This window comes from Chitinophaga eiseniae (assembly GCF_900167135.1).
In the GTDB taxonomy this organism is placed as follows: Bacteria; Bacteroidota; Bacteroidia; order Chitinophagales; family Chitinophagaceae; genus Chitinophaga; species Chitinophaga eiseniae.
In genome coordinates this window covers 946,368-959,133 of sequence record NZ_FUWZ01000003.1, presented here as the reverse complement: position 1 = coordinate 959,133, position 12,766 = coordinate 946,368, and the positions used below count along the sequence as shown (strand labels likewise).

Below are 12,766 nucleotides of genomic sequence, written 5' to 3'. Positions count from 1 at the left end.
ACAGTACTATCATGCCCGCGCTCGATAAACTCAATATATTCCGTATAGACTCCGTACAGATGCGGACCTTCCATATTACCTGGCTGATGTTTTTTGTCTGTTTTTTCGGATGGTTTGGCCTGGCGCCGCTGATGCCCACCATCCGGGAAGATATGGGCCTCAGCAAAGCGCAGATCGGCAATATCATGATTGCCTCAGTATCAGGCACTATCATCGCCCGGCTGCTGATCGGCCGTCTCTGCGACCTGTGGGGCCCCCGTAAAACAGCCGTCCGCCTGCTGGTACTGGGCTCGTTGCCGGTCTTCCTGGTAGGGTTGTCAAAAGACTACACTTCCTTTTTACTTTTTCGTTTAGCCATCAGCATCATAGGCGGCGCTTTTGTCATTACACAGTTTCATACCTCCCTGATGTTTGCCGCCAATATCAAAGGTACAGCCAACGCCATTGCCGGCGGATGGGGTAACCTCGGCGGGGGTGTCACCAACATGGTGATGCCGCTGATTTTTGCCGCTATCGTCGGTCTCGGCTATACGAAAGGAGAGGCGTGGCGTTACGCTATGATCCTGCCCGGCCTGATGATGCTGGGGGTGGCATGGCTGTATTACCGCTACACACAGGATACGCCGGAAGGCAACTTTGATACGATGCCGCGCGCCGGCAAAGCGGACAGCATTGACTGGAGCGTGCTGCGTGACTGGCGTATCTGGATGCTGACCCTCGCCTATGGAATGTGTTTTGGCATGGAGATCACCTTTGATAATGTGGCAGCTTTACATTTCGTGGATACCTTCCATTTGTCACAAAGCAGTGCGGGTTTCTGGGCCGGTATCTTCGGATTTATGAACCTTTTTGCCCGTGCGCTGGGAGGCATCGCGGCAGATAAAGCCGGCGCCAAAGCCGGTATCAAAGGCAAGGGCTGGCTGCTGGCGGCCATGTTGCTGCTGGAAGGCGCCGGCCTGCTGTTGTTTGCCCGCGCGGGCTCGCTGGGCATGGCCATCGTAGCCATGCTGAGTTTTGCCCTGTTCCTGAAAATGGCCAACGGCGTCACCTATGGCATCGTGCCTTTTCTCAGCCGCCGCAACGCCGGGCTGGTCAATGGTATCGTAGGCGCCGGCGGTAACGTCGGCGGTATGTTGTTTGGCTTTTTGTTTAAGTCGGACCATCTCACGTATATCGAAGCATTCAGTTATATCGGCGTAATGGTCATGGCCGTCGGCGGACTGGTACTTTTTACCCGGTTTGCGCCGAAAGCGAAACTGAGTGTTGTGACTACAGAAGATGCGCCGGTGATGATTTCCTGATGATAAACTTAAAACGGCAGCTATGCAGTCCCCTCTTAAAACGACCTGTTGTTATTGCGGCGTAGGATGCGGCATACTGGTACATAAAGACCGGCAGGGAAAGCTGCAGGTGGAAGGCGATCCGGACCATCCGGTAAATAAGGGCATGCTTTGTTCCAAAGGTATGAACCTGCATTATACTGTGATGGACACGTCTGACAGGTTGCTGTATCCGGAAATGCGGTACCATCGAAACCTGCCACGGCAAAGGGTGAGCTGGGACCAGGCACTGGAAAGGACTGCTGCGGTCTTTGCATCCGTCATACAGAAATATGGACCGGATGCAGTGGCTTTCTACGCCTCCGGACAGTGTCTCACGGAAGAATATTATGTTGTCAACAAACTGATCAAAGGATTTATTGGCAGCAATAACATCGATACCAATTCCCGGCTCTGTATGAGCAGTGCGGTGGCGGCGTATAAAATGGCGCTGGGAGAAGACGCGGTGCCGGGCACCTACGAAGATATTGAAAAAGCGGACTGCATTTTGGTGGCCGGCGCTAACCCCGCCTGGTGTCATCCTATCCTCTGGCGGCGCGTGGAAGCGGCCAAGGCGGCCAATCCACAGCTGAAGATCATTGTCAGCGACCCACGCGTAACGCAGAGTTGCAGCATCGCAGATCTTCATCTGCAAATCAATCCGGGAACGGACATCGTGCTGCATCACGCAATAGGAAGGGTCCTTATCGAAAACGGTGATGTGGATGCGCGGTTTATAGGAGCGCATACAGAAGGTTACCTGAAATATGAGACTTCCGTCATGCAGCGCAGCATCACGGAAGCCGCTGCTATTTGCGGTGTTGAAGTCAGCGCGCTGTATGAAGCGGCTGACTGGATCGGCAAAGCAGACGGTTTTATGTCGCTGTGGACGATGGGGCTGAACCAGAGCGCCGCGGGTACGCATAAAAACCTTAGCCTGATCAATCTGCACCTGATTACGGGACATATCGGAAAGCCGGGCAGCGGTCCTTTTTCGCTGACGGGTCAACCGAACGCTATGGGGGGCCGGGAAGTAGGAGGACTGTCCAACCTGTTGCCGGCGCACCGGCTGTTGAGTGACCCCGCGCATCGCCGGGAGGTGCAACAGTTCTGGGGCGGAACAGAAATTTCCGCCAAACCGGGCCTTACCGCCACAGAGATGTTCGATGCATTGCAGGACGGCCGGTTGAAAGCTATCTGGATCATGTGTACCAATCCGCTGGTCAGTCAGCCGGACGTGCGTTTCGCAGAAGCCGCGCTGCAAAAGGCGAAATATGTCGTTGTGCAGGAGATCTCCTCCCGGCCGGAAACACTGCGTTATGCTGATGTGGTGCTGCCTGCTGCCGCATGGACAGAAAAAGAAGGTACCATGACCAACGCCGAACGTCGTATCAGTTATCTCGGAAAGATCACTGATGCGCCGGGGGAAGCGCTTCCCGATGCGGAAATCATTTGCCGCTTTGCGCAGAAGATGGGCTATAAAGGCTTTGATTATGCTTCTATGGAAGACATCTACAAGGAGCATGTGCAACTGACGGCCGGTACCAACATCGATATCAGCGGACTGAATTATGAAATACTGAGGGCGCAGCGTAGTGTGCAGTGGCCTTATCACAACGGAAAAGGAACGCCCCGCCTTTTTACCGATCACCGTTTTTATACCGGCGAAGGCAGGGCCGTGATACACAGTTTCGGCGACGATCACCGTTCGGAGCCGCTCACGCCGGAATGGCCGCTTGTTCTTACCACCGGGCGTATTCGCGATCAATGGCATACGATGAGCAAAACCGGTAAGGTGAACAAGCTGAAACAACATATTGACAGCGCTTTCCTGGAGATACACCGCGACGATGCCGCCGGGCGGGATATCGCCGACGGTGACATGGTAACGGTCACGAATCAACGGGGAGAGGTGCGTGTGATAGCCCGCTGTTGTGATACCATCAAAAAAGGAGTGGTGTTTCTTCCCATGCACTGGGGCAAAATACTGAACAACGACCTGCATCGGGCCAATAACCTTACCAGCAAACGGCTGGACCCCGTTTCCAAACAGCCTGATTTTAAGTTCGCGGCGGTACAGGTAACGCGTTACAACAAGCCGGTACAGAAAATCGTGATCATCGGCGCCGGAGCTGCTGCCTGCGGCTTTGTCAAATCCTACCGGGAAATGAACACCCGCGACGAGCTGGTGGTTTTTGGTAAGGAAGATCAGCCATTCTACAACAGGGTGATGCTGCCGGATTATATCAGCGGCGCCCAGTCATGGAAGCAGCTGGTGAAAATGACGCACAGCGAAGAAAAAGCCACCCGCATTACGTTGCATAGAGGCGTTAGCATTGTGGCGATCGACCGGCCGGGGAAAACGGTTACGGACAGTAACGGTAACACCTATACGTACGATGTGCTGATACTGGCCACCGGCAGCCGTGCCGCTACTTTAAGGAATGTGCCCGGGCTGGACGGCATCTTTACCATGCGTACCCGCCGCGATGCAGACGCTTTTAAAGCGCATGTCCGTCCGCAGAAAGGGAAAGTAATGATCATCGGAGGCGGGCTGCTGGGAATTGAGCTGGCAGCGTCCCTGAAGGAAATGCAGATAGACGTGGGCCTGTTGCAACGTACCTCGCGGCTGATGGACCGGCAGCTGGACACGCTGGGTGGTCAGCTGCTGTACCAGGAGCTGACAGACCGCGGCATCGAGATCTACTACAATGATGAAGTGGACCGTTTCTCAGGACAGGGCCACCTGGAGGGCATCCACCTGAAGAGTGGGCGGTATATTCCCTGTCAGGCCGTGGTGATGTCCATCGGTACAGCGCCTAATATAGAACTGGCGCAAGCCATACAGCTGCCCTGCGACCGTGGCGTGATCGTCAATGAGTACCTGCAGACAGCAGACCCGGACATCTTCGCCATCGGCGAAATAGCCTCATTCAAAGGGATGCTGTACGGCATAACAGCGGCGGCTGAACAGCAGGCCGCAGTAGTGGCGCGCTTCCTGAACGGGGATATCGGGAGTTATTACCAGGGGTCGTTGTCGATGAACATTCTCAAAATGCATGGCGCCGATTTCTGTTCGCTGGGGATGGTGGAAACGCCCGACGATCCGGCTTATGAAGAGGTGGTCTTTATCGATAAAGCCAAAAGGTATTACAAAAAATGTATCATCCACCAGGACCGCCTCGTAGGTGCCATCCTGATCGGCGATAAATCCGAATTTCCGGAGTTCCGCGACCTGATACAACAACGCATGGAGCTGTCGGACAAACGGCTGGAGTTGTTACGTTCAGGGAAAAAAGGCGCACCTGTCATTGGTCGTCTTGTCTGCTCCTGTGGCAATGTAGGAGAGGGGAATATACAGGAGAAAATAGCGGCAGGCTGTCATCAGTTACAACCGTTGTGCCAGGCTTCCGGCGCGGGAATGGGTTGCGGCAGCTGTCGTTCTGAAGTAAAAGCAATACTGGAAAAAAGCCTCGCGGTTCCGGTATCCATACCGGCGTAATTATGGCCAGACAAACACATACGATACAAATTAATTTCAGGGGTGGCATTATCCCTCCGGGGATGTTGCTGGAGCTGTTGGACATTGCAGCCGCTGCAACGGTCACGCACGTACGTTTTGGGCTGCGGCAGCAATTGCTGCTGGATGTGCCGGATAAGCAGCTGGCGGCTTTTAGGGACGGTTGTCATGACCGCCAGATCATGCTTTCAGATCATCCCAATATCCTGAGCGCTTATCCTGCGGCGGGTATTTTTTTGCATGATACCTGGCTGGTAGAGGGTATCTATAAAGATATCTTTAACCAGTTTGATTATCTGCCTGCTTTAAAAATCAATATCTGCGACAGTAAACAAACATTTGTTCCTCTTTTTACGGGGCATATCAACTGGGTATCTTCCAGTGCGGTGCATTACTGGCATTTGTACCTGCGTTTACCGGGCAGCCAGGAATTGTTTCTCTGGCCGGAGCTGATTTATACCAACAGCATTGCGGCCGTGAGCCGGGCGGTGGAAACACTGTTGCGGCGGGGGCAGTCGCCCGCTGCGGTATTTACTGATATTAAAACGCACCTGCCGTATCTTTTCCGTGAAAAAGACGGAGAGCCGGAACTACCGGCTTTTCACCTGCCTTACTACGAGGGTTTTAACAAACATGAGAACAGCTATTGGCTGGGTATTTACCGGAGGGATGAAGCATTCCCCGTTTCTTTTTTGAAAGAGGTGTGCCGCCTATGTATGGAAACCCGTACGGGGCAGCTGTACAGTACTCCCTGGAAATCGCTGGTGATCAAAAATATTGACCCCGGGCACCGGTATCTCTGGGATTATTTGCTGGGCAAGTATGGTATTAATGTGCGTCATGCCGCCAATGAACTGAACTGGCAGGTGGAGGACAATGGTGAAGATGGGCTGATACTCAAGCGTCATATTATCCGTCATTTCGATGTTGCGGACGTGCGTACTTACGGGTTGTGCTTCAGCATCCGGATGCAGGAGCAGACAAGCCTGTTCGGCAATATTGTGATCCGGAGGAGGGCCAGCCGTCATGGCAGTAAACTGAAATATATGCAGCGTTATGATATTCTGTATACCGCGGGGTTTAATGCTAATTCCTCTTCGCTGATACCTTACCGCGAAGATGTGTCCAAAGAACAGCTGGGGCCTTATGTGGCGTCGTTGTGCAGGTTGTTTTATGAACAGAAAAGTGAGACGGACATGCTACAGCATTTTGTGAAAGCGCAGGAATTGCCGGTGGTGGCTGTTGACAGCGGAAGGAAGATACATCAGTGTGTGGCCTGCCTGACGGTATATGATGAGGCGGTGGGTGATGAGGGGCAGCAGGTGCCGCCGGGGACGCCTTTTGCGGAGTTGCCGGTCGGTTATTGTTGTTCGGTGTGTGAGGCGGAGAAGGAAACCTTCCGCGAAGTGGCGGTAACAGATGTGATATGATATATGATTTAGTTTTATTTGTTTTGTGCTTTAATTCAAAATTTTATCTGATAAGCATATAAATTTTTTTTTCATTTGCAAAATATTAATACTTTAAGTGATAATATTTTAAGCCCCATTAAAATGACAAAAAAAATTACACGACCGGCTGCGCTTGTAAAACAAGGTGCGTTGACCCTTTATGTAACATCTTTAAAAGTATCTGATTTAATTATTCCCGGTTTTTATAGTGTGGAAACACTTGATCCAGAGGACCCAAGAGACAAGGGCTACCAAAGGTTACTTAATAAGACAAGGGCAAAAAAGTTGGCAGATTACATAATAGGCGGGCAAGAGACTAACGATGCCTTTCTGCCAACAAGTATTTTTATTGCTACCCATAAAAATATTCCGTTTAATGCAGGTAACAACACAGTTGAAATCGATATTGATGAAGTTGGCCCTTTTAGTGTAGTTGATGGTCAGCATCGTGTTGAAGGTTTGAAAATGGCTGCCGAGAAAGATCCTAGAGTTTTGGAGTTTGAGGTAGCTGTGAATATTGCTATTAACCTTTCCCAAATTGCACAGATGTGTCACTTCCTTATTGTTAACACTACACAAAAAAGTGTTGAACAGGGAGTGGAACAAAGAATAAAAGCTCGTTTAACGCAAGCTATGGAAGTTTTAGATGTTCCGAGTTTACCCAAGTGGATCTTAAAAACCGTTGAAAAAGGAGAGGATGAAAAGGCACTTAAATATGTGGATTTTCTTAATTCGGAAAGGGATAGTCCGTGGTATAACAAGATTGAAATGGCAAATCAGGATAATAATGATGCGACGGTCAATCAAAAAAGCTTCGTAAAAGCAATCAAAAAGTATGTGCTGGTTGCCAGTAATCCCACAATTATTTCTGCGGAGGATAAGCAATATCAAATTTTTCTCAATTATTGGAGGGCGATAACGAACATTATAGGTATTGAAGAGCCCACTGTTTTATTTAAGTATAATGGTGTTGAACTTTTTTGTAAATTTTCGATTCCGTTTTTCAATAAGATGATAAATATGCAAAATTTTAAGGTTTCTACAATGGAAACATTGTTGAATCAGACTTTTGATAATATGGAAGGTGATTACGCAGGAGTGGGGCATACAGAGTTTTGGGTAAAAGGAGGCAAAGCAAGTTTCCTTAATGTAGGTGCGATAAATGTAATCCATAATGAGATGGTTAAGGCGCTCTATAAAACAGATAGGCGGACAGAAATCGAGCTATGAAAATAGATAAACTTAGTCCAAAACCCAACAGTAAGGTACATTTCAAATTAGCATCTTATAAGTCAGTACCTAAAGAAAAAGGTTGTTATGTTATGACAACCTTTGATGATGATATTCTTTACATTGGACTGTCTGAGAATTTGAATAGTAGGTTTCAACAACACTTAGATAATCCTCAGAAAATTAATCCTACACCAGATGGCAAGGCTGTGTGGTTTTATTTTACAATTTATAATCCTAAGAATTTGGCCAAACTTGAAAGAACATGGTTGAATCAATACCTTTCAAGTCATGGACGATTGCCGATCTTAAATAAGATAAATTCTCCTATAAGCTGATGATATATAATTGGAAGTAATTATATTGTTAGTGAACATTGTGAATAAAAGCAGCAGCCGTCCGGAAAGAGACGGCTGCTGCTTTTATTACGGCTGTTACAGTTACAGGGTATCAGTTATCGTTGAAGAAAAGTGTCTACCTGGTTGAAGAACCATTCCGGTTGATCGGTCATGATAAAGTGCCTGGCTTCATCTGACATGGAGATAACCGCTTGCGGCGCTTTCTGGTATTGTGTGCGATAGTTGCCCAGTACCATGTCGCGGCTGACGCCGTAGTTTTTATAACCTATCCAGTCTGCCAGCACCAGTATGGGGCAGGTGATCAGGTTTAGCTGCTGGCGGAGGTCGAGGGTATAAAGCTCATACATGACCTGTGCCTGCGTGGGGGAGTGGCTGCGCATGGCCATCTGTGTCACCGGTACGCGGTTGATGCTGTCTGTGATCAGGCTGGGAAGTATCATCAGCTGGTTGGTGCGTATCTGTTCCGGCGTGAGCGTAGCCATGCTTTTCTGCATGGTGGCGGCTATCTCCCGTGTTTGTTGCGGGGTGGCGTCCGGACCCATCGCAAATGCCGGCAGGAACGGTCCGGAGCTGACAACCACCAGTTTGCCCGGCAGGTCAGGATACAGGGTGCCCAACTGCAGTGCTACCCAGCCGCCCAGGCTATGGCCGACGATGATGGGTTTTTCCAGTTTATTATCCCGGATAAAGCCGGCCAGTTCACGGGTAATCGTGGTTAGCATACTATCGGCCTTAATAGGAGGCTGTCCGGCAAAGCCGGGCAGTGTCAGTGCGTAACAGGTGTAGTGGTCGCGGTACTGGGCGACGGTCCTGTCCCACACTTCGCCAGAGCAATACAGGCCGGGGATGAGGATGACGGCTTTGCCTTTCCCTTCTTTTCTGATGCCGAAGGAAGGATGCTGGGCATAGGTTTCGGGGCTGACCATGGCCATGTAGAGGCAAACGAGCAGGAAAATGCGGACAGGTACGTATTTGAAAAATGGTATCATATAGTGTTGTTTTATCGGTTGATGCCGGCACAAAATGACTTATTCTGCAGGGAGCATAAAAATCAGTTTGACAAGACGCCTTTTATCGGGGATGAAATAGCACTTTCCGCGGATATTGGCCGCCGGCGGCCCGGAAATGCTTACTGGGGGCATTTGATCCATGGACAGCCTGTTTTCGTCAATAAATGTTGTTAACTTACCCTGACCTTTCTACTTTGCCGGACTTATGCGACTGTTTTTTTCTAAATATAAAGGAGCACATATCCTGTTTTGGGCGTTCAGTCTTACTTTCTGGACCTATTCCACGTGCAATACCTACCATGTGTCTGTATGGGAGTCGCTGCGCAACAATGGCATATGGCTGATTTTACAGGCTTTGCTGGTATACGCCATTATCTACTGGCTGATGCCGCGGTATTTTCACAGCAGGCAATACTGGCGGTTCGGATTGTCTGCCTCGGCCTTGTGGCTGGCCATGTCTTTGTTGAACGCCTGGCTCATGCGATGGATGGTAAAAGCAGACCATCCGCAGGCGCAGCTGGGCAGTGTATTGTCCCTTGCTGTTTTCACTGCTATGACAAATTTTTACGTTTGTTTTGTGTTTATCGCGGCCAAGACCATCAAAGAGAAGCTGGCAGCGGAAAGACATCAGCGGGAAACGGAAAAGGAACGGACGGAAAATGAATTGCGGTTTCTGAAATCACAGATGAATCCGCATTTTCTGTTTAACGCCATCAACAGTATTTATGTGCTGATCCGTAAGGACCAGGAGATGGCCGCCGGCACCCTGGCTACTTTTGCGGACATGCTGCGGTATCAGTTGTACGAATGCAACACCGAAACCATACCCGTGGAGCGGGAGGTGGTTTACCTGAACAACTACGTACAGCTGGAAAAGCTCCGGAAAGGGAAAGCGTTACAACTGGATTACCGGGTAGGGGAGAACGTGCGGCATTTTCCTGTTGCGCCGTTGTTGCTGATCCCTTTTGTGGAGAATGCTTTTAAGTATGTGTCTACCTATACCGGGCAGGATAATCATATCCGTTTGCATTTGGACTACAATGACGATCATTTTCTGCTGGAGGTGGAAAACAGTGTGGAGCCGGTGGGGAGCCGTCCGGTGGTGAATGGTGCCGGCGGTATTGGATTGGAGAATGTGAAACGCCGGCTGGAGCTGATCTATAAAGGGAATTATGATTTGCAGATCACCCCGGGTGATACTGTTTTTAAAGTGAAACTGACCATAAAAATCATATGAATCTGCGTTGTATCATAGTGGATGATGAGCCACTGGCCCGGGAGGGATTGGAGCTGCTGGTCAGGGAGACCGGTTTCCTGGACCTCATGGCCGGCTGTGGTAATGCGATGGAGGCCAGTCAGGTGTTGTCGCGGGAAAAAGTGGACCTGATGTTTCTTGATATTGAAATGCCGCGGATACGCGGCATTGATTTCCTGAAAGGGCTGGCATCGCCGCCGTTGGTGATTATCACCACGGCGTATCCCAATTTTGCGTTGGAAGGCTTTGAGCTGAATGTACTGGATTACCTGGTAAAACCTATTACACCGGAGCGTTTCCTGCGGGCGGTCAACCGAGCGAGGGATATGTTTACTGCCAAAAATGCGCCGGCGCCGGAGGTGGATTTTTTCTTTATCAGGTGTAATAACAGCTATGAAAAAATAAATTATGATGATATCCTTTATATAGAGGGGACGCAGAACTATGTCACCATCAATACACGGCAGGGTAAGTTTATGACGCTGGCAACGATGAAATCGGTAGAGGAACAGTTGCCGCCAGGCAGGTTTCTGCGGATACAGAAGTCGTTTATTGTGGCGGTGAATAAAATACAGTCGCTGTCGGGCAATGAGATCACGATCGGAGCGCATAAGATACCCGTCAGCAAGGTGTACAAAGAAGAGCTGATGCAACTGATCGATAAACACCTGATCAGGAAATAAAGCGGTTTAAAAGCAGAAAGCCCCGGACATGATGCCGGGGCTTTCCGTTTTAAATATTGCTTGCCATTATTTCTTCGGAAAAGAGATGCCGATGCCGCCTCCGGGGTACCAGTGATCGCGTGGTTCTTCCCGAAAGAAGAGAAAGTTCCGGTTGGTTTCCGCAGAGAACACCGCCAGTTTATCTGTGACGTGTGAATTGTCTCCAAGGATGATGCCGCCGGGTGCCATCATGTCTTTGATCGTCAGGTATTCGCGGTATTCATATTCAGCGGAGTGATCACTGTCGTTGATGAACAGGTCGATCGGCTGGTTTAGTTTTTTCAGGCTTTCGATAGAATCGCCGTACAGGATTTCTCCCATAGTCGCGAATTCGCCTCCCAGCAGGGCTCCGGCGGCCGGGTTAATATCTGTGCCGTAGTAACGGCCTTCGTAGCCTTCTTTTTTATTTTCCAGCAGGGCCGCGCACAGTATGGCAGAGCCGTGGCCTTTATCCACGCCGGTTTCCACCAGTACCTTTGGTTTCATGATCCTTGCCATGGCGTACCAGCCAAGGCGCTTGCCATAGTCGGCACGCGGGTCCGCTACTTTCCGGAAAACGGACTTCATGGATTCCCGGATGATATGTTCCCTTAAAGGGGCATGGTTGCGCGCTTCGTGAATATACCTTTCTATTTTGCGGTGGTCTTCTCCTGTAACAACAGCCAGCGTTTGCGCCAGGTAAAGGATATTGCCTTCGGTGAGATCATAGGTAAAATTGGCGTCTTCCTTTGAGTTGAATACCCATTTAAAAATCTGGGGATATCTTCTGTTGTAGTAAGACATCGCAAAAAAGGCCCTCTTTACAGGGCGGGTTAATTTGCCGAATTTCATGTATTGTTATGCGTTTTATGGAATCACTCACTTTTGACGAGCCGTTTACAGGCTATGGATTGCGTGTACAATTTATATAAAGGAAAAATATTTAATATTATCTTGACTGCTAAATGTTTCTTAATATTTATCCGTCCGGAAAACGGGCGTCCATTTGCTTTTGGGCTCGAAGTGTTTCCAGAGGAGGGCGGAAATTTCCCGAATCATGTTTACCGCTTCGTTTTCGGCCACCCAGCGTTGGTCTTTGATGTTTTTGGTGCCGATATAGAAAACGTAATCGCCGTGGGGGGCGTTGACGAGCACCACTTCCGAGCGTGACTCATTGACAGAGCCTGTTTTGGCGGCAGCCTGCACATAAGGCGGGATCTGGGTAAGCGCCTGTTCGTCGTAGTAGCCTTTGGTCATCAGGCGGTACATCCGTTCGCTGGAAGCGCGGCTGATCACTTCTCCCCGGAATATTTTAGCAAGCAGTGTAGCCATTTCGCGGGGTGTGGTCTGGCCCCAGCCATATATTTTCCTGTTCTCCTCCCGGCCGGGTGTGCGGGAATTGACGCGGGTATCTTTTAGTCCGTATTTTTCCAGCAGTACATTTACGGCGGCGCCACCGCCTGCCAGCTGCTGGTTCCAGAGCGAAGTGGTATTATCGCTGTAAGCCATCATCAGGGCGGCCAGAATGCTCACTTCCGTTTCGGAGCTGTCTTTGAAAAACTGCATCAGGCCGGAGCCGCCGATTTTGGCGGAGTTGCGGTATATCAGCGTCTGGTGATAGCCCAGTTCTCCTTTCTCCAGTTTGTCGAACAAGCCTACCAGTAGCGGGATTTTTACGATGCTGGCGGTAGGGAAGAGGGTGTCTGCATTGATAGCGGCCCATGCTCCTGTCTGTAACTGTTGCACATACACGCCGGCGGTGCCCTGGAATTTAGCGACGATCTGTTGCAAGTCCTGCTGCAGCCGGGCGTCCGGCTTTTTCTTCAGCTGTGAAAAAGCGAGGACTGGCCATAGCAGTAACGGGAGGAGAGTAAATTTACGCATAGGAGTATTGTAATGATACGGCAAAAGATAGCAAGAA

Annotated in this window: 10 protein-coding genes; 7 read left to right on the top strand and 3 right to left on the bottom strand. The window is 49.9% G+C overall.

Annotated features, from left to right (window positions below; translation table 11 throughout):
* Positions 1–11: 11 nt before the first annotated feature.
* The 5 genes from B5D63_RS22995 (at position 12) to B5D63_RS22975 (ending at position 7,858) form a co-directional block, all read left to right on the top strand.
* Positions 12–1,301, top strand: a complete 1,290-nt coding sequence (locus B5D63_RS22995) for an MFS transporter (protein ID WP_200817072.1) — start codon at positions 12–14, stop codon at positions 1,299–1,301.
* 22 nt (positions 1,302–1,323) lie between these two features.
* Positions 1,324–4,821 (top strand): nitrate reductase, encoded by a 3,498-nt coding sequence (locus tag B5D63_RS22990; RefSeq protein ID WP_078671176.1) that lies wholly within the window; start codon positions 1,324–1,326, stop codon positions 4,819–4,821.
* Between the two features lie 2 nt (positions 4,822–4,823).
* The gene (locus B5D63_RS22985) at positions 4,824–6,269 is read left to right on the top strand and encodes a rubredoxin (protein WP_078671175.1); all 1,446 of its coding nucleotides are present in this window, start codon (positions 4,824–4,826) and stop codon (positions 6,267–6,269) included.
* A 75-nt stretch (positions 6,270–6,344) separates the two neighbouring features.
* A complete protein-coding gene (locus B5D63_RS22980) occupies positions 6,345–7,520 on the top strand; it encodes a DGQHR domain-containing protein (RefSeq protein WP_078671174.1) in 1,176 nt (391 codons plus the stop codon).
* Positions 7,517–7,858, top strand: coding sequence for a GIY-YIG nuclease family protein (locus tag B5D63_RS22975; RefSeq protein ID WP_078671173.1), 342 nt, complete (start codon positions 7,517–7,519; stop codon positions 7,856–7,858). The genes B5D63_RS22980 and B5D63_RS22975 overlap by 4 nt, the downstream gene beginning before the upstream one ends.
* Before the next feature lie 116 nt (positions 7,859–7,974).
* Here B5D63_RS22975 and B5D63_RS22970 read toward each other — a convergent pair whose 3' ends face one another.
* Positions 7,975–8,868: an alpha/beta fold hydrolase gene (locus tag B5D63_RS22970; protein ID WP_078671172.1), complete on the bottom strand. Its 894-nt coding sequence runs from the start codon at positions 8,866–8,868 to the stop codon at positions 7,975–7,977.
* Between the two features lie 226 nt (positions 8,869–9,094).
* Between B5D63_RS22970 and B5D63_RS22965 the strand changes: the two genes are divergently transcribed.
* Both B5D63_RS22965 and B5D63_RS22960 read left to right on the top strand, forming a co-directional pair.
* The gene (locus tag B5D63_RS22965; RefSeq protein WP_078671171.1) at positions 9,095–10,126 is read left to right on the top strand and encodes a sensor histidine kinase; all 1,032 of its coding nucleotides are present in this window, start codon (positions 9,095–9,097) and stop codon (positions 10,124–10,126) included.
* The gene (locus tag B5D63_RS22960; RefSeq protein ID WP_078671170.1) at positions 10,123–10,827 is read left to right on the top strand and encodes a LytR/AlgR family response regulator transcription factor; all 705 of its coding nucleotides are present in this window, start codon (positions 10,123–10,125) and stop codon (positions 10,825–10,827) included. Before B5D63_RS22965 ends, B5D63_RS22960 begins: the two co-directional genes overlap by 4 nt.
* Positions 10,828–10,893: 66 nt before the next feature.
* On the opposite strand, the gene B5D63_RS22955 is transcribed toward B5D63_RS22960, so the two are convergent.
* A complete protein-coding gene (locus tag B5D63_RS22955; RefSeq protein ID WP_078671169.1) occupies positions 10,894–11,697 on the bottom strand; it encodes a class I SAM-dependent methyltransferase in 804 nt (267 codons plus the stop codon).
* Between the two features lie 120 nt (positions 11,698–11,817).
* The gene (locus B5D63_RS22950; protein WP_078671168.1) at positions 11,818–12,729 is read right to left on the bottom strand and encodes a serine hydrolase; all 912 of its coding nucleotides are present in this window, start codon (positions 12,727–12,729) and stop codon (positions 11,818–11,820) included.
* Positions 12,730–12,766 lie beyond the last annotated feature (37 nt).

What these genes read in the sequence shown, in the direction of transcription:
- B5D63_RS22985 (WP_078671175.1), top strand. Translation starts at nt 4,824, where the DNA reads ATGGCCAGACAAACACATACGATACAAATTAATTTCAGGGGTGGCATT.
- B5D63_RS22950 (WP_078671168.1), bottom strand. Translation starts at nt 12,729, where the DNA reads ATGCGTAAATTTACTCTCCTCCCGTTACTGCTATGGCCAGTCCTCGCT.
- B5D63_RS22970 (WP_078671172.1), bottom strand. Translation starts at nt 8,868, where the DNA reads ATGATACCATTTTTCAAATACGTACCTGTCCGCATTTTCCTGCTCGTT.
- B5D63_RS22975 (WP_078671173.1), top strand. Translation starts at nt 7,517, where the DNA reads ATGAAAATAGATAAACTTAGTCCAAAACCCAACAGTAAGGTACATTTC.
- B5D63_RS22955 (WP_078671169.1), bottom strand. Translation starts at nt 11,697, where the DNA reads ATGAAATTCGGCAAATTAACCCGCCCTGTAAAGAGGGCCTTTTTTGCG.
- B5D63_RS22995 (WP_200817072.1), top strand. Translation starts at nt 12, where the DNA reads ATGCCCGCGCTCGATAAACTCAATATATTCCGTATAGACTCCGTACAG.
- B5D63_RS22965 (WP_078671171.1), top strand. Translation starts at nt 9,095, where the DNA reads ATGCGACTGTTTTTTTCTAAATATAAAGGAGCACATATCCTGTTTTGG.
- B5D63_RS22990 (WP_078671176.1), top strand. Translation starts at nt 1,324, where the DNA reads ATGCAGTCCCCTCTTAAAACGACCTGTTGTTATTGCGGCGTAGGATGC.
- B5D63_RS22960 (WP_078671170.1), top strand. Translation starts at nt 10,123, where the DNA reads ATGAATCTGCGTTGTATCATAGTGGATGATGAGCCACTGGCCCGGGAG.